Source organism: Actinoplanes sp. NPDC051388 (assembly GCF_055586225.1).
This window is the reverse complement of record NZ_JBVJIP010000008.1, coordinates 205296-226560: the sequence shown is the minus strand read 5'-3', so window position 1 is coordinate 226560 and position 21265 is coordinate 205296. Positions and strand designations below refer to the sequence as shown.

Genomic DNA, 21265 nt, shown 5'->3' with positions numbered 1-21265 from the left:
CGGGGGGGGGGGGGGGGGGGGGGGGGGGGGGGGGGGGGGGGGGGGGGGGGGGGGGAGAGGGGGGGGGGGGGGGGGGGGGGGGAGGGGGGGGGGGGGCCCCCCCCCCCCCCCCCCCCCCCCACGTTTCCGGCCGGCACTGTCAGTGAAAGCGTCAGAGCCGCTCGACGTGCGCGCCCAGCGCGGCCAGCTTGCCCTCGAAGTGCTCGTAGCCCCGGTTGATCAGGTCGACCCCGTAGACCCGCGAGGTGCCCTCGGCGGCCAGCGCCGCGATCAGGTGGCTGAAGCCGGCCCGCAGGTCGGGGATCACCAGGTCGGCGGCGTGCAGCTTGGACGGCCCGGCGATCACCGCGGAGTGCTTGAAGTTGCGCCGGCCGAAGCGGCACGGGGTGCCACCCAGGCAGTCGCGGTAGACCTGGATCGTGGCCCCCATCGAGTTCAGCGCGTCGGTGTAGCCGAGCCGCTGCTCGTAGACCGTCTCGTGCATGATCGACAGACCGCGGGCCTGGGTCAGCGCGACCACCAGCGGCTGCTGCCAGTCGGTCATGAAGCCGGGGTGCACGTCCGTCTCGAGCGCGACCGCCTGCAGCTCGCCGCCCGGGTGCCAGAACCGGATGCCGCCCTCGTGCGCGGTCACCCCGGGCCGGCCGACCCGCTCGTCGGTGATCTCGAACTCGCCGCCGATCGACCGGAACACGTTCAGGAACGTCATCATGTCGGCCTGGCGGGCGCCGAGCACCTCGACGTCGCCGCGGGTGGCCAGCGCCGCCGCGGCCCAGCTCGCGGCCTCGATCCGGTCCGGGATCGGGCGGTGGCTGTAACCGTGCAGCTTGGGCACGCCCTGGATCTCGATGACCCGGTCGGTGTGCACCGTGATGATCGCGCCCATCTTCTGCAGCACGCAGATCAGGTCGATGATCTCCGGCTCGATGGCCGCGTTGCGCAGCTCGGTGACGCCCTCGGCGCGGACCGCGGTGAGCAGCACCTGCTCGGTCGCCCCGACGCTCGGGTAGGGCAGCTCCAGCTTGGTGCCGTGCAGACCGGAGGGCGCGGTCAGGTGCATGCCCTCGGGGGTCTTGTCGACGATCGCGCCGAACTGGCGGAGCGCCTGGATGTGGAAGTCGATCGGCCGCGGCCCGATGTGGCAGCCGCCCAGGTCCGGGATGAACGCGTGCCCGAGCCGGTGCAGCAGGGGACCGCACAGCAGGATCGGGATGCGGCTCGAGCCGGCGTGCACGTTGATCTCGTCGGTGCTGGCGGTCTCGACGTGCGTCGGGTCCATCACCAGCTCACCGTCGTCGGCGCCGTCGCTCACCTTGACGCCGTGCAGCTCGAGCAGGCCGCGGACCACCTCCACGTCCCGGATGCCCGGAACGTCGTACAGGCGGCTCGGCGACTCGCCCAGCAGGGCTGCCACCATGGCCTTGGAGACCAGATTCTTGGCGCCACGGACCCGGATCTGTCCATGCAACGGCGCACCGCCGTGCACAACCAGGACGTCTTCGGTCAACGGAACCTCCAGAGGGGGCGGGTGATCCGCCCGGCGGGTACGAGGGGCCCGAGGAGCATAGCCCTGAGTGACACGGGCAGCGATTACCACAACGCCCTCGATGGCACGAATGCCTGATGATTAAGACAACAGAAAGACACACCCGTGCACGCTGGCAACAGGGCGTTACGGAGAGTAGTTGTTACGGCAGGGCGAGCATCTGGTCGAGTGCCACTCGCGCGTGATGCGCGGTGTCCGGGTCGACCACGATCTGGTTCGGCACCCGGCCGGCCACCAGCTCCTCCAGCGCCCACACCAGGTGGGGCAGATCGATGCGGTTCATCGTGGAGCAGTAGCAGACCGTCCGGTCCAGGAACATGATCTGCTTGTCCGGGTGCTTGAGCGCCATGCGGCGCACCAGATTGAGCTCCGTGCCGACCGCCCAGGCCGAACCGGCCGGCGCCGCGTCCAGCGCCTTGATGATGTATTCGGTCGAGCCGACCAGGTCGGCCGCCTGGACCACCTCGTTCTTGCACTCCGGGTGGACCAGCACCTGCACGCCGGGCACCCGGTCGCGGACGTCGCGGACGCTCTCCAGCGTGAAGCGGCCGTGCACCGAGCAGTGCCCGCGCCAGAGGATCATCTTGGCGTCACGGAGCTGCTCGGCGGTGAGCCCGCCGCCCGGCTTGTGCGGGTCGTAGAGCACGCAGTCGTCCAGCGAGAAGCCCATCTCGCGCACCGCGGTGTTGCGCCCGAGGTGCTGGTCGGGCAGGAAGAACACCTTCGACCCGCGCTCGAACGCCCAGGTCAGCGCCCGCTCGGCGTTGGACGACGTGCAGACCACGCCGCCGTTGCGCCCGACGAAGCCCTTGATGTCCGCCGACGAGTTCATGTATGTCACCGGGACGACGTCACCGGCGATGCCCAGGTCCTCGAACTGCTCCCAGGCGGTCTCCACCTGGCCCAGCACGGCCATGTCCGCCATCGAGCAGCCGGCCGCCAGGTCGGGCAGGATGACGCGCTGCTCGGGCTTGGTCAGGATGTCCGCGCTCTCGGCCATGAAGTGCACGCCGCAGAACACGATGAACTCCGCGTCCGGCCGGGCGGCCGCCTCGCGGGCCAGCTTGAACGAGTCGCCGGTGACGTCGGCGAACTGGATCACCTCGTCACGCTGGTAGTGATGCCCCAGCACGAAGACGCGGGTGCCCAGCGCGGCCTTGGCGGCGGTCGCCCGGGCCACCAGATCGGGGTCGCTCGGCGCGGGCAGGTCGCCGGGACAGTCCACGCCGCGCTCGCTGGCGGGGTCGGTGCCCCGGCCGAGGAGCAGCAGCGCGGTGGCGGTGTTCGAGGGTTCGGTCCAGGTAGACGTCACGAACCCCATGTTTCCACAGCGTTGCCCGGGTCATCGCCGCCGAGATCGGTGGCGTCCGACACTCAGTACCGGCGGCGGCTCTGCAGCTTGGACAGCAGGCGCCGGGCGCGGGCCTGGTTCTCCGGCTTCGCCATCTGGCGGCGGCCCTGATCGACGACGCGCCGGCCCTTCGGGCTGCGCAGGAACATCTGCAGGCGTTGCATCAGTGTGGCCATGCCAACCACGATGACAGCCGTTGCTGTGTGGTGCCTGTACGGTCACTGCGTGCGCGTACTGATCTGCCCCGACAAGTTCGCCGGCACGCTCTCCGCACCGGCTGCCGCGCAGGCGATGGCCGACGGCTGGCACGAGATCGCCCCGGGCGACGAGACCGTGCTGCGCCCGCTGGCCGACGGCGGTCCCGGCTTCGTGGACGTCCTCGCCACCGCTCTCGACGGGCGCCGCCTGCCGGTCGACACCGTGGACCCGCTCGGCCGCCCGGCCGCCGGCGAGATCCTGCTGTCCGGTGGGACGGCATATGTCGAAAGCGCCCAGGCCTGTGGCCTGCACCTGCTCGCTCCCGAGGAGCGCGACCCCAACCGCACCACGTCCTATGGACTGGGCCTGCTGATCGCGGCGGCGGCCGAGGCGGGCGCCACCGAGGTGATCGTCGGGCTGGGCGGCTCGGCCACCAACGACGGCGGCGCGGGCATGCTCGCCGCGCTGGGCGCCGGCCCGGTGGACGTGGCGGGTTACGCGCTGCCCTATGGCGGCGCGCCACTGGGCACCGCGGACAAACTGGCCGGCCCGCCCCAGCTGCGCCCGATCAGCCTGGTCGCCGCCACGGACGTGGACAACCCGCTGGTCGGCCTGCACGGCGCCAGCAACGTCTTCGGGCCGCAGAAGGGCGCCTCCCGCGAGGACGTGCTGCGCCTGGACGCCGCGCTCGAGCACTTCGCGGGCGTACTCGAAAAGGCCTTTGATCTGTCTGATCTGACAACCGCCCCCGGGGGAGGGGCGGCCGGCGGGCTCGGCGCCGCGCTCATCGCGCTCGGCGGACGGGTGGTTTCCGGTGTGCGTTTGATCACCGACGCCATCGGGCTGGACGCCGAGCTCGACCGGGCCGACCTGGTGATCACCGGGGAGGGATCCTTCGACCACCAAAGCCTGCGGGGCAAGGTGGCGGCCGGCGTGGCGAACGGCGCCCGCGACCGTGGCCTGCCTTGCGTGGTGGTGGCCGGGCGGGTGGAGACCGGGCATCGCGAGGCGGCGGCGGCCGGAGTGACCGAGTCCTATTCGCTGGTCGAGCACTTCGGGTCGACCGAGCAGGCGTTCGCCGAGCCGTCCCGAGGGTTGCGCGAGATCGGCGCCCGCCTGGCGCGACAATGGAGCCGGTGATCCGGGTCTCTCGGATTGGGAATCATCGCCAAGAGGGTTAGCGTTGGCGATTAACGGCAGAGCAGAGCAGCACTTTCCGCAAGCTGGGAGATCCGCAGTGACCACTGAAGCGCACACCGAGTCGACCGAGACCACACCGGTCGCCGCGCCGACCGGCGTTCTTTTGACCGACGTTGCCGCTGTCAAGGTCAAGGCCCTGATCGAGCAGGAAGGGCGCGACGACCTGCGCCTGCGCATCGCCGTGCAGCCCGGTGGCTGTTCGGGGCTGCGTTACCAGCTCTTCTTCGACGAGCGGTCCCTCGACGGCGACGTCGTGGCCGACTTCGACGGGGTCGAGGTCGTCGTCGACCGGATGAGCTCGCCCTACCTGGCCGGCGCGACGATCGACTTCGCTGACCGGATCGACGCTCAGGGCTTCACCATCGACAACCCCAACGCGCAGAACTCCTGCGCTTGTGGCGACTCGTTCCACTGAGTCTGTTTTCACCGCCAGGCCGCTCTCCCGCCGCGGAGGGCGGCCTGTGCTGTCTCATAGGTCCCGGTAGGCTCCACTGGTAACCCCCCGTTCACGACACCGAGGGACGCCATGAAGATCGCCGTGACCGGCTCGATCGCCACCGACCACCTCATGCACTTCCCCGGCAGGTTCGCCGAGTCCCTGATCGCCGACCAGCTGCACAAGGTGTCGCTGTCCTTCCTCGTCGACGACCTGGTGGTCCGGCGCGGCGGCGTGGCGTCGAACATCTCCTTCGGCATGGGCGTGCTCGGCCTGCGGCCGATCCTGGTGGGCGCGGTCGGCGCCGACTTCGCCGACTACCGGTCCTGGCTCGAGCGGCACGGGGTGGACTGCGGCTCGGTGCACGTCAGCGAGGTCGCGCACACCGCCCGCTTCGTCTGCACCACCGACGACGACCTCAACCAGATCGCCTCGTTCTATGCCGGCGCGATGGCCGAGGCCCGCAACATCGAGCTGGCCCCGGTGGCCGCCCGGGCCGGCGGCCTCGACCTGGTGCTGATCAGCGCGAACGACCCGGCCGCGATGATCCGCCACTCGCAGGAGTGCCGGGACCGCGGGCTCAAGTTCGCCGCCGACCCGTCGCAGCAGCTCGCCCGCATGGAGGGCAGCGACGTGCTGACCCTGATCTCGGGCGCCGAGTTCCTGCTGACCAACGAATACGAGCGCTCGATGCTCGAGGGCAAGGCCGGGCTCACCGCCGACCAGGTGCTCGACCACGTCAAGGTCCGGGTCACCACGCTCGGCAAGGACGGGGTGGAGATCACCGGGCGCGGCATCGACCGGATCCACGTGCCGGTGGCCCGCGACGTCATCCCGGACGACCCGACCGGGGTCGGCGACGGCTTCCGGGCCGGCTTCTTCGCCGGGATCAGCTGGGGGCTGGGCTTCGAGCGGGCCGCTCAGGTGGGCTCGCTGGTGGCGGCGCTGGTGCTGGAGACGGTCGGCCCGCAGGAATACGAGGTCAAGGCCGAGGACTTCGCGAAGCGGTTCGCCGATTCCTATGGCGACGACGCGGCCGCCGAGATCCTGCCGCACCTGCCCGCCGCATAAGTCCGTGGTGGTCCTCGCCGTCTTCGCCGGGCTGCCCGGCGTGGGCAAGAGCACGCTCGCCGGACAGGTGGCCGGCGCGCTGCCGGCCACCGTCCTGCCGGTCGACACGGTCGACTTCACGCTGCGGCGTTACGACGTGACCGAGCCCCGGCCGGGGTTCGCGGCCTACGGCGTGGTGGCCGCGCTGGCCGAGACGCAGCTGCGGATCGGGCACAGCGTGATCATCGACGCGGTCAATCCGGTCAAGGCCGCCCGCCAGCTCTGGGTCGACCTGGCCGAGCGGCTGGGCGTGCCGCTGCGGGTGGTCGAGGTGGTCTGCGGCGACGACGCGGAGCACCGGCGGCGGGTCGAGGCCCGGTTCGCGGCGCGCGACCACGACGGCATCCCGGACTGGGTGCGGGTGCTCGAGCGGCAGGCCGAGTGGGAGCCCTACCTGGGACCGCGCCTGGTGGTGGACACCTTCCTGGCCAAGGAGCCGGTGCCGCCGGTGGTGGACTACCTCAGCTGATCTTGCGCACTTCAAAGGCGCCGGTCTCGGGGGAGCCGAGGAACTCCTCGCCCTTGAGCCGGCACCAGGCCGGGATGTCGTTGGCCGCGGCGGGATCGTCGGCGAGCACCCTGATCACCTCGCCGGTGTCCGCCAGCGCCATCCGCTTGGCCAGCGCGATCACCGGCAGCGGGCAGCGCTGACCGCGGCAGTCGAGTTCGATCACTGTTCTCCCATTCCGGCCGCCGCCCGAATCGTGCGCACCAGTCCCGGCAGCACCTCCAGGAAGCGTTCCACCTCCGCCGCGGTCGTGCCGCGGTGCAGCGAAACCCGCACATTGCCGTGGCTGAGCACGCCCATCGCCTCCAGCACGTGGCTCGGCCGCAGCGTGGAGGCGGTGCAGGAGGAGCCCGACGACACCGCGAAGCCCTCCCGGTCCAGCGCGTGCAGCAGCGCCTCGCCGTCCACATAGAGGCAGGAGAAGGTCACCAGGTGCGGGAGCCGCTGCTCCGGATCGCCGACCACCTCGACGTCCGGGATCGTCCGGGCGACCTCGGTCCGGATGCGCTCGACCAGCGCGGACAGCCGCACCGCCTCGGTCGCCGCCTCGTCCAGGACGGCCCGCAAAGAGGCCGCGGCCGCGACGATGGCCGGCAGGTCTGCCGCGCCTTGCGGCCGCGGTCGATAAAGATCATCCCCCGGGTACGGCGAGCGCCACCGCACGCCCTTGCGCACCACCAGCACCCCCACCCCCGGCGGCCCGCCCCACTTGTGCGCGCTGGCGGTGAGCAGGCTCCAGCCCGCGGGCACCGGCACGTGGCCCACCGACTGCGCGGCATCCACCAGCAGCGGCACACCCGCGGCGGCGCTCAACTCCGCGGCGGCCGCCACCGGTTGCACCGTGCCCACCTCGTGGCTGGCGCTGATCAGGCTGCTCAGGGCCACGCCCGGCGCCTTGACCTTGGCGGCCCACTCGTCCAGGTCGAGGCGGCCGAGCCGGTCCACGCCCACCTCGGCGGCGGCGCCGTGCCGGGCGGCCGCGTGCAGCACCGCCGAGTGCTCGATCGCGGAGTGCACCAGCGTGCGCCCGGCCCGCTCACGCCCGGCCAGGCCACCCAGCACTCCCGCGTGCACCGCGGCGGTGCCTGAGGGCCAGAAGGAGAGCTCGTCGGCGCGTACACCCAGACTGTCCGCCGTGGCGGCCTGCGCCGCCTCCAGCAGCCTCTGGGCCCGCCTGCCGGCGCCATAGAGACGGTCCGGGTCGGCCCAGCCGTCGGCGAGCGCGGCGTGCAACGCCTCCCGGGCCACCGGATGCAGGGGAGCGGCCGTCGCCGCGTCCAAGTACGCCACGCCCCGAACCTCGGTGCTATCCACCTGGGAAACGGTATCGTCCGGGGGTCCGGGGTATGCGACGGGACGTTTGAAGATCGGACCCCCGAAACCGGACGGTACGGCCTGGTCGAGTAATGTGCGACCGTCGTTGACGCCGTGCCGTTGGTGTCCGGATTTCGCTTCCGGCGGCGCTGCATGGGAGGCAGGAGCAGGTGGGCGTGAGAGATACGGCCGCACGGCCACGAGCCGTCCGGCTCGCCGGGATCGGCGCCGTGGCGGCTGGCCTGATGGCCCTGCTGTCCGGCTGTTCCGCTGAGGACGTGGGCGGCGCCTTCGGCCACTTCGGATGGCCCGGCCCCGGCATCAGCCTGCAGGCGCACCAGATGTACGACATGTGGATCGCCTCGACGATCGCGGCCCTGGTGGTCGGCGTGTTCGTCTGGGGCCTGATCTTCTGGTGCGTCATCCGCTACCGCAAGCGTGGCGACGAGCTGCCCGTGCAGACCCGGTTCAACATGCCGATGGAGGTGCTCTACACGGTCGCCCCGGTGCTGATCGTCGCGGTGCTCTTCTATTACACGGCGATCGTGCAGACCGACGTGGACAAGCTGTCCCGCAACCCCGACCAGGTGGTCGAGGTCGTCGCGTTCAAGTGGAACTGGCAGTTCAACTACCGCGACGGCGTGGGCGAGGACGCGCAGACCGTCACCTCGGTGCTCGGCTCCGACGACGTGATCCCGCTGCTGGTGCTGCCCACCGGTCAGTCGATCCGGTTCGAGGAGACCAGCCGCGACGTCATCCACTCGTTCTGGGTGCCGGAGCTGCTGTTCAAGCGCGACGTGTTCCCCGGCAACGTGCGCAACCAGTTCGAGGTCACCCTCGACAAGGAGGGCCGTTACATCGGCCGCTGCGCCGAGCTGTGCGGCACCTACCACGCGTTCATGCAGTTCGAGCTGGTGGTGGTCTCGCCGGAGCGGTTCGACCGGTTCATCGCGGCCAAGACCGGCGGCGCCGACACGGCGGCGGCGATGGAGGCGATCGGATACACCGGCGCTGAGCGCTACGCGATCACCACGAAGCCGCTCGAGACCCGCCGGCACACGTCGAGCTGGAACCAGTCCAACGACCCCGCGACCGCGGCCGGAAAGTAGGGCATCCGTTGAAGACCGAATACAAGATCTTCGCCGGCGTCGCCGCCTTCCTGTTCGCCGCCGCGACGGTCTACGGCTTATACACCAAGGGCGAGACCGGCCACCTCGAGTGGATCGGCACCGTGGCGCTGATCCTCTCCGGCCTGCTCTGCTCGATGTGCGGTGGGTTCTTCTGGTTCGTCTCGCGGCGCATCGACCTGCGCCCGGAGGACCGTGCGGACGGCGAGATCGCCGAGGGCGCCGGCGAGATCGGCTTCTTCAGCCCGGGCAGCTACTGGCCGTTCGGCCTGGCGGTGGCCGCCTCGATCGCCGGCCTGGGCCTGGTGTTCTGGATGTGGTGGCTGATCATGCTCGGCATGATCCTGGTGGTCGTCGGCGCCTGCGGCCTGCTGTTCGAGTACTACTCGGGCACCCGCCACACCGTCGAGCACTGACCTTTCCACCCGAAGCCCGCGCCTTCGTCGGCGCGGGCTTCGTCGTATGCGCACGCTCCCGGGAAAGTGGTAGCTGAGCCGCGCATCGGGGGCACGGAAGGCCGTTTGGGCTACCAGTTTGCCGGTCTGGCCGGCCTGTGGCTATGCGGCGCGGCGCTGCTGGGGTGCCACCCGGCCGCCGCGGGGGCGATAGGGCTTGAGCACGCGCAGGGCCACCGGGAACAGCACCTCGGCGGCGCCGCAGCGGGTGCACAGCAGCTCGGGGCACTCGTCCTCGTGCCCGTCGGGACAGGGCGGAACCTCGAACATCATGTCGCGGTCGCAGATCACGCAGCGGAGTTCACGCTCTCGCACGGGTGGCTCCTCTTCGTCGGAAGGTGGAATTCCCCGGATGTGCCTCCGACGGTGACACGAAAGTCTGCTAGGGCGTGGTATGCGATCCGGCGTGTCGTCCCGGTTGTGACAAACCCCGCGCGGCTCAGGCGGGCTCGTCGGCCTTCGCGGCCTTGGCGGCGGCGACCCAGCGCTCGAGCAGCGCCGTGGCCAGGCCCGCGTCGACCGTCTCGGCGGCCCGGTCGATGCCGGCCCGCAGCGTCTCGCGGAAGTCACCGGTCAGGCCCGAGTGCGCGGCGAACGCGGCCGCCGCGTTGAGCAGCACCGCGTCGCGGATCGGGCCCGGCTCGCCGGCGAACATCCGCCGGGCCGCGTCGGCGTTGAACGCCGCGTCCCCGCCGCGCAGGTCACCGGCCACACTGCGGGGCAGGCCCAGCTCGACCGAGTCGACCAGCAGCTCCTCGACCTTGCCGTCGCGGGCCAGCCACACCCGGGTCGGCGCGGCGGTGGTGAACTCGTCCAGCCCGTCCTCGCCGCGCAGCACCACGGCACTGTCGCCGCGCCGCGCGAACACCTCGGCCATCACCGGCGCCATCCGCAGGTCGAAGCAGCCCACCGCGGCCGAGTGCGGCCGGGCCGGGTTGGTCAGCGGGCCCAGCATGTTGAAGAAAGTGGGCACGCCCAGCTCGCGCCGCGGCACGGCGGCGTGCCGCATGCCCGGGTGGTAGCGCGCCGCGAAACAGAAGCCGATGCCCGCCTCGGAGACCGTGCGCACGACCCCGGCCGGCCCCAGGTCGAGCGGGATGCCGAAGAACTCCAGCAGGTCGGCGGTGCCACAGGCGGAGGACGCGGCCCGGTTGCCGTGCTTCACCACCTTGACCCCGGCGGCGGCCGTGATGATCGCCGCCATCGTGGAGATGTTCACGGTGTGCGCGCGGTCGCCGCCGGTGCCGACCACGTCGACCGCGTCCGCGCGGACCGCCTCGGGCAGCTCGACCAGCGTCGCGTTGGCCAGCATCGCCTCGACCAGCCCGGCGATCTCGGCCGGCGTCTCGCCCCGGGCGCGCAGCGCGACGGCCAGGCCGGCCACCTGCACCGGCGAGGCGTTGCCCGCCATGATCTCGCCCATCGCCCAGGCGGTGTCCGCCACGTCCAGCTCGGCGCCGGTCAGGACGGCGCTCAGCAGGTTCGGCCAGGTGCGTGCGCCCATCGTGGGCCTCCGTCGGGGGGTGTGGCGGGGGAGAAGGGGGTCGGTCAGCCCAGCGTGCCCATGGTGCCCAGCGGGATGGCGCCGTCGCGGCGGCCGCGGAGCATGGCGGCCACGGTCTGGCCGGTGGTCACCGGGTCGAGCGGGTAGATCAGCGTCTGGTCGACCTGCGCGTAGGCCGCCAGCCATCGGTCCGCGGCCCGGGCGATCACCACGCAGGTGGGCGGCGGGGTCGCGTATTCGTCCTTGGTCTGGCGGGCGATGCCGATGCCGCCGGCCGGGGACGCCTCACCGTCGAGGATCATCAGATCGATCTCGTACTCGTCCAGCAGCCGGCGGCAGTCCTCCCAGGTGGACGCGTCGGTGAACTCGATCGACAGGTCGGCCGCGGGGCGGGGGCCGATGGCCATCCGGATCTTGTCACGCACTTTGGCGTCGTCGCTGTAGAGCAGGACGGTGTAGTTGTCGCTCATCGGTGACCAGGCTCCCACGCTCGTAGCTGCCCGCTGATCGTAGCGAACCGGTCAGTGTCCGGCGGGCTCCGGGCGTACCCCCGGCTCCTCGGTCTTGACTTGGGGCTCTGTGTCCCCGGCAGCCGCGTCGGCCTCGGCCCGGTCGAGCGCCCGGTCGATCCGCCGGGCCTCACGCTCGGACTGCCGGATCCACTGCAGAACCAGGATGCCCAGCATCGTGACGCTGACGATCTCGCCGCCGGCCCACAGGATGCCGCCGGCCACCACCTGGTCGGACTTCGGATCGGACCAGGTCAGGCCCAGGTTCGGGTACCAGTCGCCGCCGAGCAGCGTGGTGCTCTGCATGATGGTCAGCCCGAGCACCGTGTGGAACGGCACGGAAAGCACCATGAGCAGGGCGCGAGCGGGGTAGGGCCAGCGGTTGGGCAGCGGGTCCAGGCCCAGCAGCGGCCAGAAGAACAGGCAGCCGGTGACGATGAAGTGCACGTGGACCAGCTCGTGCAGCCAGGCGTGCTCGAGCGTGGCGCGGTAGAGCCCGGTGAAGTAGAGGACGAACGGGTTCGCGACGAACAGACCGAACGCGACCAGTGGATAGGTCACCACGCCGACGACCCGGCTGTGCAGCACGGACAGCAGGATCCGGCGCGGACGCTGGTGGACGGTGCGCAACGCGAGCGTGATCGGCGCGCCCAGGGCCAGGAAGATCGGGCCCACCATGGACAGGACCATGTGCTGGATCATGTGCACGGACAAAAGACTTGTGTCGTACGCCTCGACGCCGGTGACCGTGACCGCCGCGATCGAGCCCAGCCCACCCAGCAGGAAGGCCACCGTGCGACCGGCCGGCCACGCGTCCCCGCGCTGCCGCAGCCGCCACACCCCGTAGAGATAGAGCGCCGCCGCGACCACCAGGAAGACCGCGATCAGACTGGCCACGTTGATCTGCGTGAAGAGCGCTCCCACGGTGAACGGAGGCGGAACAGTATCCCCCGCCGCGGCGATCGGAGCAGGCATTTCGGCGTGTTGCACCATTCGAGGCTAGGCCCTGCCCGACCGAGATCGTTATACCGGGTCGCGACACACGCCGGATTGGGCCCCCCGCGGCACGTTCTCCTGATCGCGGGGCAATAATGAGCCGGTGACTGCGGCTTCAGCCATCGACAAGAGCAGGATCCACTCGCTGACGCGCCCGAACATGGTGAGCGTCGGGACCATCGTGTGGCTCTCCAGCGAGCTCATGTTCTTCGCGGCGCTCTTCGCCATGTACTTCTCCATCCGGGCGGCGGCGCCCGAGCTGTGGGAGAAGCACACCGAGGTGCTGAACATCCCGTACGCGACGACGTTCACCGTGATCCTGGTGCTGTCCTCCGTGACGTGTCAGCTCGGCGTCTTCGCGGCGGAGAAGGGCGACGTGTTCGCGCTCCGGCGCTGGTTCACGGTCACCTTCGTGATGGGCCTGATCTTCGTGCTCGGCCAGGTGAACGAGTACCGCAACCTGGTCGCCGAGGGCATCACGATGCAGGCCGACGGCTACGGCTCGATGTTCTACCTGACCACCGGCTTCCACGGTCTGCACGTGTCCGGCGGCCTGGTGGCGTTCATCATCTACATGATCAGGACGACCATGGGCCGGTTCACCCCGGCGCAGGCCACCTCGGCGATCGTCGTCTCTTACTACTGGCACTTCGTGGACGTCGTCTGGATCGCGCTGTTCGCCATGATCTATTGGTTGCAGTGATCATGCGGTCTCCGAGACTCAGCCCGTTTGTCCGTGAGCAAGGTTCGACCAGAGGACACCGCCCATGAGTTCTGACACCCCCGCCGGCCGGCGTTCCCGGGTGTTCGGCCGGCGCCGCAGCGCGCCGAGCCGGGTGCGTCGCCGGATCGGCGCCGCGGTCCGCATGCTCGCCGCCCTGGCTCTGGCCGGTGGCGTCTACACCGCCTTCACGCCCACGGCGCAGGCGGAGGACGACCGCACGCTGTCCACCGCCGCGCAGGAGGGCAAGGCGCTGTTCGACAACTCCTGCATCACCTGTCACGGGCGGGACGCGGAGGGTGTCGAGGGCCGTGGCCCGGCGCTGATCGGGGTCGGCTCGGCCGCCGTCGAGTTCCAGGTGGGCACCGGCCGCATGCCGATGACCCGCCAGGAGGCCCAGGCGGAGGAGAAGCCGCCGCAGTTCGACGAGGCGCAGACCGCGCAGATCGGGCAGTACATCCAGGAGCTCGGCGGCGGCCCCCAGGTGCCCGAGGGCGAGCTGCAGGACAACCTGGAGAGCAACCCCGAGGCGCTGGCCAAGGGTGGCGAGCTCTTCCGCATCAACTGCACCTCCTGTCACGGCTTCGGTGGCGGCGGCGGTGCGCTGTCCTCCGGGAAATATGCGCCGTCGCTGCACGACGCGACCGCCGAGGAGATGTACGCGGCGATGCTGACCGGCCCGCAGAACATGCCGGTGTTCGGGGACAACGAGCTGTCGCCGGACGAGAAGCGCGAGCTGATCACGTACGTCAAGGTGCAGATCCAGGAGGACAAGGATCCGGGCGGCGTGTTCAACCTGGGCCGCTACGGTCCGGTGACCGAGGGTCTGGCGATCTTCGTCGTGGGCATCACCGTTCTGGTCTTCGTGGCGCTGTGGATTGCGGGGAAGTCATGACCGTTGTGAAGGACGAGCACCCGCACGGGCACGACTCCGGCACGGAGAAGGTCGACGTGCACGACCCGCGGCTGTCCCGCTTCGACATCGTCAAAGAGGGCGCGCGCCGGGACGACATCGAGATCGTCACGTACGAGTCGCAGTTCCAGGGCCCGAACTCGAAGGCCGAGAAGCGGGTCGTCCGCAACATCTCGCTGCTGTTCCTGCTGTCCGGTGCGGGTGCGCTGGTCTTCCTGATCGCGTACATCTGGTGGCCCTGGGAGTACGAACTGGGCTACCAGATCAACGACTACTACACCGCGGTGCTCGGCATCTCGCTGGCGGTCTCGCTGCTCTCGCTGGGCTTCGCGATCCTGGCCTGGGCCAAGAAGCTGCTGCCGCACGAGGTGTCGATCCAGGACCGGCACGACCAGCCGTCCGACTCCGACGAGCGGGTGATCACCGGCCAGACCATGCTGTACGTGGCGGAGGAGCTCGACGTGCAGCGTCGGCCGCTGCTCAAGGGCGCGATCGCGCTCGGCCTGGCGCCGCTCGGTCTGGTCGCCGCGGCGCCGCTGATCGGTGGCCTGATCGAGAACCCGCACAAGGACGACCAGCCGGAGCTGTTCCACACCGGCTTCGACCCGGTGCCGAACGACGGGCAGCCGGTGCGGCTCACCCGGGCCGACGGCACCCCGATCCGGCCCGACGACGTCAGCGTCGGCGGTCAGATCACGGTGTTCCCCGGCATTCCGGGAGGGGCGACGAACGAGTACGCCGACTCGCCGACGCTGCTGATCCACCTGCGCGACGAAGACGCCCAGTCGGCCCGGGCCGCGAGTGACGCCGATCGCACGAATAAGGGCGCGATGTGGGGGAACTACGTCGCATATTCGAAGATCTGCACGCACGCCGGCTGCCCCGCCAGCCTGTACGAGCAGCAGACCAACCGGTTGCTCTGCCCGTGCCACCAGTCGCAGTTCCTGATCACCGACAACGCCCGTCCGATCTTCGGTCCGGCCAGCCGCAGGCTGCCCGCGCTGCCGCTAACGGTGGACGCGGAGGGCTTCTTTGTGGCAAGTTCGGACTACCGGGAGACCGTCGGACCTGATTTCTGGGAGCGGCCATGAAGCGCCGAAAATTCGATATAGCGCAGGTCCCCGGGAAAGTCGCCGGAGGAGTCGACGACCGATTCCAAGCAGCCACGCCGCTGCGGGGTCTGCTGAACAAGGTCTTCCCTGACCACTGGTCGTTCCTTTTGGGCGAGATCGCCCTGTTCTCGTTCATCATCCTGCTGCTCACCGGCACCTTCCTCACCCTCTTCTTCGACCCGTCGATGAAGGAGGTGGCCTACCAGGGTGCCTACCCGGCGCTGCGCGGCGTGGACATGTCCGCGGCCTACGAGTCGTCGCTCAACCTCTCGTTCGAGGTGCGTGGCGGCCTGTTCATGCGGCAGATGCACCACTGGGCGGCGCTGCTGTTCATGGCGTCGATCGTCGTGCACATGGCGCGCATCTTCTTCACCGGCGCCTTCCGCAAGCCCCGCGAGGCAAACTGGGCGATCGGCGTCTCGCTGTTCCTGCTCGGCTTCCTGGCCGGCTTCACCGGTTACTCGCTCCCGGACGACGGCCTCTCCGGCACCGGCCTCCGCATCGCCTCGGCGATCATGCTGTCCCTCCCGGTCGTCGGCACCTGGGTCTCGGCGTCGATCTTCGGCGGCGAGTTCCCCGGCCACCTGATCATCGGCCGCTTCTACATCGCCCACGTGCTGCTCATCCCGGGCGGCCTGCTCGCCCTGATCAGCGTCCACCTGGGCCTGGTGTTCAAGCAGAAGCACACACAGTGGCCCGGCCCGATGCGGACCAACCACAACGTGGTCGGCGAGCGCATGTTCCCGCGATACGCGCTCAAGCAGGGCGGCTTCTTCATGGCCGTCTTCGGGGTCGTGGCGCTGATGTCGGGCCTGTTCCAGATCAACCCGATCTGGCTGTTCGGGCCCTACCGGGCGTCCGAGGTGTCCTCGGCATCGCAGCCCGACTGGTACGTCATGTTCATGGACGGCCTGGTGCGGCTCATGCCGGCCTGGCAGATCACGCTGCCGTTCGGCGACGGTTACAGCATCCCGCCGCTGTTCTGGCCCGCGGTGGTCGGGCTGGGCGCGCTGACGACGGTGCCGATGGCCTATCCGTTCATGGAGGCGAGACGCCTCAAGGACTACCGTTCGCACCACCTGCTGCAGCGCCCCCGCGACGCACCCGAGCGGGTCGGCGTGGGCGCGATGTCGCTGGCATTCTTCATCGTGGCGACGCTGTCCGGCGGCAACGACGTGATCGCCGACAAGTTCCACATCAGCCTCAACGCGATGACCTGGGCCGGCCGCATCGGCCTGGTGATCCTGCCGCCGCTGGCATATTGGATCTCGGTCCGCATCTGCCTGGGTCTGCAGCAGCACGACCGCGAGGTGCTGGCGCACGGTGTCGAGACGGGCATCATCAAGCGGCTGCCGGATGGTCGCTTCGTCGAGGTGCACCAGCCGTTGAGCCCGGTCGACGAGCACGGGCATCCGCTGCCGTTGGATTATGCGGGGTGGGTTGTGCCCAAGAAGATGAACCGCGTGGGGGCGTTGGCGCCGGCGGTCAAGGGGTTCTTCTTCCCGGTGGAGAAGCCGGCTGAGGCGCCTGTGTCGCCTGCTCTGCCGCCGGTTACCGCTCCTGTGGATCGTGAGGAGATCACGTCCGGTCGTTGATCTTTGGTTTGTTTTGAAGGGCCCGCTGTTTTTGGCGGGTCCTTCTTTTTTGGGGTTCGTTGTGGCGTCGGGCCTTGGGTGGGTTGGTGGCGGCTTTTCTTGTATTCGGTTGCGGGTTTGTGGGTGCGTGATGGTTCTTCTTTGGGGCTGATTGTTCGGGGTTGGGGTGGGGTCGTTGTCTCAAACTCGGGCTGTCGAACCCGTCTTTGGTGTGCTTGGGTGCTCGGCTCGTTTTTTCTGTGGCTGGGGCTTGGTGCGTGGGTGGTGGCGCTGGTGGGTCGGGGGGGGGGGGGGGGTCCCCCCCCCCCCCCCCCCACCCCCCACCCCCCCCCCCCCCCCCCCCCCCCCCCCCCCCCCCCTCTCCCCCCCCCCCCCCCCCCGCGCCACTCCCTCCGCCAGCCCATCCCCCCCCACCACCCATAAGGTCCTTGCTGGGGGTTGTTTTTTTTTTTTCCTCCCCCCCCCCCCCCCCCCCCCCCCCCCCCCCCCCCCCCCCCGCCCTCCAGTCTGTTGCGCTCCCTGGCGGTGGGCGCGCTCGCGGTGCGCTTGGACGTGGGCGTCTGGTTGCGGTCCCCGGCGGTGGATGCGCTTGCGTCGCTCGGCGCCGGCTCCAGAGTCTGCGAGTGGCTCGACGATTCGCGCTCAAGGCGCCCGCGGTTTGTTGCGGCCTTGAAATCCGGCGGACCGGCGGAGCGGTGGGTCGGCAGTTGTGGCTGCTGTCGTCGGACTGCTGAATCTTTCTGGGATGTGGCTGCCGCTGTTGGTGAACATATGCGGCGTCTTGAGGTGCTGATGGTTTCGTTGCTACTGCGAAAGGTCCTGGCATTCGGCTTTCGTCGCCGGGGGCGGGACTTGGTTGCACTGTCGGCGTGGAGCGCCTGGGTTTGGTCGGCTGGGTGGGGCTTAATCGCGGTGGGCGCTGGCTGCTCTGGGGGCTTGTTCGGTGTCCTGCTTGGGTGGGGTGATCAGGGGTGGAGCCAGTGGTGGTAGTTGTTGAGGTCTACGTTTGCGCCGCAGAGGATTGTTGCTGTGTGGCGGTTGGCGAAGCGGTCGCGGTTTTCCAGGAGGGCTGCGACGCCCAGGGCGGCTGAGGGCTCGACTACCTGGCCGGCGCATTCGAGGAGCAGTTTCATGCCCTCGATGATGGAGGCCTCTTCGACCAGGACGGCGTCGTCGGCCAGTTGGAGGAGGTCGTCCAGCACTGCGGGGATGGGGAAGCGGCCGGCCACGCCGTCGGCGATGGTGTTGGTGGAGTCGGTGGTGACTACTCGCCGCTCGTGCCAGGAGCGGGTCATGGCGGGCGCGCCCTGGGGCTGGACGCAGATGATCTCTGTGTCCGGCATCAGGGTTTTGAGGACGTGGCCGACGCCGGTGGCCATGGCGCCGCCGCCGAGGGCGATCAAGACGGCGTCGATCCGGTCGGTGCTGTTTGCCAGCTCCAGGCCGATGGTGGCGGCGCCCTCGCATGTTTCGATGTCGAGGCTGTCCTCGACCAGCCGGATGTCGCGCTGCCGTGCGAGGGCCGCTGCCCGCTCGCGGGCCAGTTCGAAGTCGCCGTCCACCAGCTCCAGCTCGACACCGAGCGCGCGAATGCGGTCGAGCTTGACGACGGGCGCCTGGCGCGCGGCCACCACCGTCACGGCGAGGCCGCGGCGGCGCCCCGACCAGCCCAGCGCCTGACCGAGATTGCCGGCGCTCGCACACACGACAGCCTGGTGACCTTGGTCGGCCAGTCGGCTTGCGATGAGCTCGGTGCCGCGGGCCTTGAAGCTGCGGACCGGGTTGGCCGTCTCCAGCTTGATGCTCACCGAGCAGCCGAGTCGGCGCCCCAACTCGTCGCACCGGTAGAACGGCGTATCCAGAAAGACCGGATCGATGACGCAGCGGGCGGCCCGGATCCGCTCGAGATCAAGGCGCACGCTCACCACCGACGCAAGCTACCGCACCCTGCTGCCGGGAGGTGGGATCGGCGGAGAGCCAGGATCGATAGCATGGCCTCGTGAATACTGCGATCGTGCACATCGACTGTGCCACTGATTCGATCCCCGAGGTGGCCGAGGCGCTGGCAGCCCAGCCCGGCGTGAGCGAGGTCTATTCGGTCGCCGGCAACGCCGACCTGATCGCGATCGTCCGGGTGCCGCACTTCGACGACATCGCCGAGGTGATTGCCGGCAAGATCTCCAAAACCCCAGGCGTGGTCAACACCGAAACCTACGTAGCGTTCCGCGCCTACTCAAAGCACGACCTGGAAGACGCCTTCGCCATCGGCCTCCCCGACGCCGACTAGCACCGCGCCGCCGCCCCACGCCGGCCGAGGTGAGTGGGTGGGTTGATCTGTCCCAGTAGGGTCGCCGCGTGCGCATTCCACCCTTGCCGGTGCCGGCGGCGGCTCTGACCCCGGAGCAGATGGCCGCCCGCGTGGTCGGAACCCGACCCGCGGAGGTCACCAAGCCGATCACGATCAGCCCCTACGACCCGAGCTGGCCGCAGCGCTACGCCCGGGAGGAGCGCAAGATCCGGTCCGTCCTGGGCAGCCGGGCACTCGCCATGGAACACGTCGGCTCGACCGCCGTGCCCGGGCTGCCGGCCAAGGACCGCGTGGACATCGACCTGATCGTCGCGGACCCCAGCGACGAGGACGCCTACGTCCCCGCCCTGAGCAACGCCGGCTACACCCTGCGCACCCGCGAGCCGCACTGGTATGAACACCGAGCCCTGTGGACCGAAACCCACGACGTCAACCTGCACGTCTTCGGCCCCGACTGCGACGAATACCTGCGCCACCTGGTCTTCCGCGACTGGCTGCGCACCCACCCGCAGGACCGCGACCGCTACGCCGCCCGCAAACACGAGGCAGCCGCCGAACACCCCCTCTCCATGGCCCGATACGTCAACGCCAAGGCCGACATCATCCTCGACATCCTGAAGCAAGCCGGCCTACGCGCCACCAGCGATAGACCCTGACGGCGCAGGGAGTTTCCGGCCGGAGGACACCGTTGCCGGCCGCTGCTAGCCTGCGCGGATGTCAGATCTGGGCCCGGTCGCCTGGCCGCCCGAGCCGATCAAGACCAACCGGCTCGTGCTCCGTGAGCCTCAGGCGAAGGACCGCGCAACCTTCATCGACCTGCTCGCTTCGCCAGAGGTGCACACCTACCTCGGCGGCCCTCGCCCACGCGACGACCTCGAGCGCGAAACACCCGAGATACCCGAGCAATGGCCCGGAAGTTTCGTAGTCGATCTCGACGGCACGATGATCGGCCACATCCTGCTCAGAAGACCACCCAGGCACCGCCCCGCCGCCCTGGGAAAGGTAGATCTCGGCTACCTCTTCCTGCCGCAGGCGTGGGGATTCGGATACGCCACCGAGGCATGCGCCGCAGCCCTCGACTGGTTCGACAACGCCCTCCCCGGCGAGCCGATAGTCCTCGCCACCCAAACCGCCAACGCCGGCTCGATGCGCCTGGCGACAAAGCTGGGTTTCACCGAGCTGGAGCGTTTCCACGCCTGGAACGCCGACCAGTGGCTCGCCCAACGCCCCCCAACGACGCGGTCCACACCGTCCACATGAGCCCAACCAGCGAACATGCACTCAGCCGCCGAGCAAGCAAGAGCGCCCATCGCCAGGGACCGCAACCAGACGCCCACGCACCAAGCCACACCCCGAGCAAAGAACGAGCCGAGCACCAAGCACACCAAAGACCGGGTTCAACAGCCCGAGTTTGAGACAACGACCCCGCCCCAACCCCGAACAATCAGCCCCCAAGAAGAACCATCACGCACCCACAAAGCCGCAACCGAATACAAGAAGAGCCGCCACCAACCCACCCAAGGTCCGACGCCACAACGTCCCTAGGAACGACCACCAACAGTGAGACCAGCCCCACGAATCGAATCAACCAGAGACTCACCGGCACCAACAACGGAAGACGCCCAGACAACGCACCGGGTAACCGCCCCCGCGACCGAAGCCCCCGCCCCCACCACCGACTCCGTGACCACCCCAGAAACCACCGCCGAAGGCGAGATCAGACTCCCACCGCCGGCCGCGTGCAGATTGGCCGCCAGGTACGTCGCCGGCGTCCCGGTATCGATGAACGTCCCCGAATACGGGACCAGCTCCAACGATCCCTCCGCCTCGGCCGCCCGCCACACCAGACGGACCAGATCGCCAGGCTCGGGCGCCAGCTCACGCACCCGCTTCCACGGCAACAACGAGAACCCCGCGAACCGGCGCCCGCTGAACCCTCCCGTTTCCCCCGGACGCAGCGGAAGGGTCAGCAACCGCACCGTCTCGCCCGACCATCCGTCCAACAGTGCCGCGATGTCCTTGCCCGGCTCCCGATCCGGGTCCGACAGGTACGCGTCCGCGTTGCCGACCAGCACCCCACGCCCGGCGATCCAGTCCCGCAGGTTGCCCACGCCGCCGGCCGTGCCGAGCGGCCCACCCGGCTCGACCGACAGGTGCGCCCGATCACCGACGTGCGCGACCACCTGTTCGGCCAGATAGGACGCGTTCACCGCCACGTCGAGCCCCAGCCTCGACACCCGCCGCAGCGAATGATCCAGGAGGGGCACATTCCCGACCGGGCACAGCGCCTTCGGCACCAGTGATGTCAGCGGCCGCAGACGCTGTCCCTCGCCGGCCGCCAGGATCACCGCGCAGACCACGA

At 69.7% G+C, this 21265-nt stretch carries 24 protein-coding genes; 13 read left to right on the top strand and 11 right to left on the bottom strand.

Annotated elements, in window-relative coordinates:
• Positions 1-151: 151 nt before the first annotated feature.
• The 3 genes from murA to ACZ6TI_RS21750 form a co-directional block, all read right to left on the bottom strand.
• Positions 152-1507: a UDP-N-acetylglucosamine 1-carboxyvinyltransferase gene (gene murA, locus ACZ6TI_RS21760; protein ID WP_465346911.1), complete on the bottom strand. Its 1356-nt coding sequence runs from the start codon at positions 1505-1507 to the stop codon at positions 152-154.
• Positions 1508-1688: 181 nt separating this feature from the next.
• Positions 1689-2858, bottom strand: a complete 1170-nt coding sequence (gene nadA, locus ACZ6TI_RS21755; protein ID WP_465346910.1) for a quinolinate synthase NadA — start codon at positions 2856-2858, stop codon at positions 1689-1691.
• Positions 2859-2920: 62 nt separating this feature from the next.
• Entirely contained in the window at positions 2921-3073 is a 153-nt protein-coding gene (locus tag ACZ6TI_RS21750; protein ID WP_465346909.1) for a hypothetical protein, read from the bottom strand.
• A gap of 10 nt (positions 3074-3083) precedes the next feature.
• On the opposite strand from ACZ6TI_RS21750, the gene ACZ6TI_RS21745 reads away from it, so the two are divergent.
• From ACZ6TI_RS21745 to ACZ6TI_RS21730, 4 genes are all read left to right on the top strand, one after another.
• On the top strand, positions 3084-4235 hold the full coding sequence (locus ACZ6TI_RS21745; protein ID WP_465346908.1) for a glycerate kinase family protein: 1152 nt from the start codon (positions 3084-3086) through the stop codon (positions 4233-4235).
• A 97-nt stretch (positions 4236-4332) separates the two neighbouring features.
• Positions 4333-4710 (top strand): iron-sulfur cluster insertion protein ErpA, encoded by a 378-nt coding sequence (gene erpA / locus ACZ6TI_RS21740; RefSeq protein WP_465346907.1) that lies wholly within the window; start codon positions 4333-4335, stop codon positions 4708-4710.
• Positions 4711-4821: 111 nt separating this feature from the next.
• Positions 4822-5802 carry a carbohydrate kinase family protein gene (locus ACZ6TI_RS21735; RefSeq protein WP_465346906.1) on the top strand — a complete coding sequence of 327 codons (981 nt, stop codon included), beginning with the start codon at positions 4822-4824 and terminating at the stop codon, positions 5800-5802.
• A gap of 4 nt (positions 5803-5806) precedes the next feature.
• Positions 5807-6310 (top strand): P-loop nucleotide/nucleoside kinase family protein, encoded by a 504-nt coding sequence (locus ACZ6TI_RS21730; RefSeq protein ID WP_465346905.1) that lies wholly within the window; start codon positions 5807-5809, stop codon positions 6308-6310.
• Here the strand turns inward: ACZ6TI_RS21730 and ACZ6TI_RS21725 are convergent.
• Together ACZ6TI_RS21725 and ACZ6TI_RS21720 are read right to left on the bottom strand one after the other, a co-directional pair.
• The gene (locus ACZ6TI_RS21725; RefSeq protein WP_465346904.1) at positions 6303-6515 is read right to left on the bottom strand and encodes a sulfurtransferase TusA family protein; all 213 of its coding nucleotides are present in this window, start codon (positions 6513-6515) and stop codon (positions 6303-6305) included. The genes ACZ6TI_RS21730 and ACZ6TI_RS21725 overlap by 8 nt on opposite strands.
• Positions 6512-7639, bottom strand: a complete 1128-nt coding sequence (locus ACZ6TI_RS21720; RefSeq protein ID WP_465346903.1) for a cysteine desulfurase family protein — start codon at positions 7637-7639, stop codon at positions 6512-6514. Before ACZ6TI_RS21720 ends, ACZ6TI_RS21725 begins: the two co-directional genes overlap by 4 nt.
• A gap of 194 nt (positions 7640-7833) precedes the next feature.
• Between ACZ6TI_RS21720 and ctaC the strand changes: the two genes are divergently transcribed.
• Together ctaC and ACZ6TI_RS21710 are read left to right on the top strand one after the other, a co-directional pair.
• A complete protein-coding gene (ctaC, locus tag ACZ6TI_RS21715; RefSeq protein ID WP_465346902.1) occupies positions 7834-8772 on the top strand; it encodes an aa3-type cytochrome oxidase subunit II in 939 nt (312 codons plus the stop codon).
• 8 nt (positions 8773-8780) lie between these two features.
• On the top strand, positions 8781-9206 hold the full coding sequence (locus ACZ6TI_RS21710; RefSeq protein ID WP_465346901.1) for a cytochrome c oxidase subunit 4: 426 nt from the start codon (positions 8781-8783) through the stop codon (positions 9204-9206).
• Positions 9207-9347: 141 nt separating this feature from the next.
• Here the strand turns inward: ACZ6TI_RS21710 and ACZ6TI_RS21705 are convergent, their stop codons facing one another.
• The 4 genes from ACZ6TI_RS21705 to ACZ6TI_RS21690 all read right to left on the bottom strand — a co-directional run bounded on the left by ACZ6TI_RS21705 (position 9348) and on the right by ACZ6TI_RS21690 (position 12233).
• Positions 9348-9560: a hypothetical protein gene (locus ACZ6TI_RS21705; protein ID WP_465346900.1), complete on the bottom strand. Its 213-nt coding sequence runs from the start codon at positions 9558-9560 to the stop codon at positions 9348-9350.
• A gap of 124 nt (positions 9561-9684) precedes the next feature.
• Entirely contained in the window at positions 9685-10749 is a 1065-nt protein-coding gene (gene trpD, locus ACZ6TI_RS21700; RefSeq protein ID WP_465346899.1) for an anthranilate phosphoribosyltransferase, read from the bottom strand.
• Between the two features lie 44 nt (positions 10750-10793).
• Complete coding sequence (locus tag ACZ6TI_RS21695) at positions 10794-11219, bottom strand: RNA-binding protein (protein WP_465346898.1); 426 nt, start codon at positions 11217-11219, stop codon at positions 10794-10796.
• Between the two features lie 51 nt (positions 11220-11270).
• Entirely contained in the window at positions 11271-12233 is a 963-nt protein-coding gene (locus ACZ6TI_RS21690; protein ID WP_465346897.1) for a cytochrome c oxidase assembly protein, read from the bottom strand.
• Positions 12234-12357: 124 nt separating this feature from the next.
• Here ACZ6TI_RS21690 and ctaE point away from each other — a divergent pair, with 124 nt between their 5' ends.
• The 4 genes from ctaE to qcrB all read left to right on the top strand — a co-directional run bounded on the left by ctaE (position 12358) and on the right by qcrB (position 16595).
• Positions 12358-12957 carry an aa3-type cytochrome oxidase subunit III gene (ctaE, locus tag ACZ6TI_RS21685; protein ID WP_465346896.1) on the top strand — a complete coding sequence of 200 codons (600 nt, stop codon included), beginning with the start codon at positions 12358-12360 and terminating at the stop codon, positions 12955-12957.
• Positions 12958-13021: 64 nt separating this feature from the next.
• A complete protein-coding gene (qcrC, locus tag ACZ6TI_RS21680; RefSeq protein WP_465346895.1) occupies positions 13022-13870 on the top strand; it encodes a cytochrome bc1 complex diheme cytochrome c subunit in 849 nt (282 codons plus the stop codon).
• The gene (gene qcrA, locus ACZ6TI_RS21675; protein ID WP_465346894.1) at positions 13867-14979 is read left to right on the top strand and encodes a cytochrome bc1 complex Rieske iron-sulfur subunit; all 1113 of its coding nucleotides are present in this window, start codon (positions 13867-13869) and stop codon (positions 14977-14979) included. The genes qcrC and qcrA overlap by 4 nt, the downstream gene beginning before the upstream one ends.
• Positions 14976-16595 carry a cytochrome bc1 complex cytochrome b subunit gene (qcrB, locus tag ACZ6TI_RS21670; protein ID WP_465346893.1) on the top strand — a complete coding sequence of 540 codons (1620 nt, stop codon included), beginning with the start codon at positions 14976-14978 and terminating at the stop codon, positions 16593-16595. The genes qcrA and qcrB overlap by 4 nt, the downstream gene beginning before the upstream one ends.
• Positions 16596-17560: 965 nt before the next feature.
• On the opposite strand, the gene ACZ6TI_RS21665 is transcribed toward qcrB, so the two are convergent.
• Positions 17561-18523, bottom strand: a complete 963-nt coding sequence (locus tag ACZ6TI_RS21665; protein ID WP_465346892.1) for a threonine ammonia-lyase — start codon at positions 18521-18523, stop codon at positions 17561-17563.
• A gap of 71 nt (positions 18524-18594) precedes the next feature.
• Here ACZ6TI_RS21665 and ACZ6TI_RS21660 point away from each other — a divergent pair, with 71 nt between their 5' ends.
• The 3 genes from ACZ6TI_RS21660 to ACZ6TI_RS21650 all read left to right on the top strand — a co-directional run bounded on the left by ACZ6TI_RS21660 (position 18595) and on the right by ACZ6TI_RS21650 (position 20163).
• On the top strand, positions 18595-18882 hold the full coding sequence (locus ACZ6TI_RS21660; RefSeq protein ID WP_465346891.1) for an Lrp/AsnC family transcriptional regulator: 288 nt from the start codon (positions 18595-18597) through the stop codon (positions 18880-18882).
• Between the two features lie 68 nt (positions 18883-18950).
• The gene (locus ACZ6TI_RS21655) at positions 18951-19559 is read left to right on the top strand and encodes a GrpB family protein (protein ID WP_465346890.1); all 609 of its coding nucleotides are present in this window, start codon (positions 18951-18953) and stop codon (positions 19557-19559) included.
• A 58-nt stretch (positions 19560-19617) separates the two neighbouring features.
• Entirely contained in the window at positions 19618-20163 is a 546-nt protein-coding gene (locus ACZ6TI_RS21650; RefSeq protein WP_465346889.1) for a GNAT family N-acetyltransferase, read from the top strand.
• 281 nt (positions 20164-20444) lie between these two features.
• Here the strand turns inward: ACZ6TI_RS21650 and ACZ6TI_RS21645 are convergent, their stop codons facing one another.
• Complete coding sequence (locus ACZ6TI_RS21645) at positions 20445-21251, bottom strand: nucleotidyltransferase family protein (RefSeq protein WP_465346888.1); 807 nt, start codon at positions 21249-21251, stop codon at positions 20445-20447.
• Positions 21252-21265: the final 14 nt, after the last annotated feature.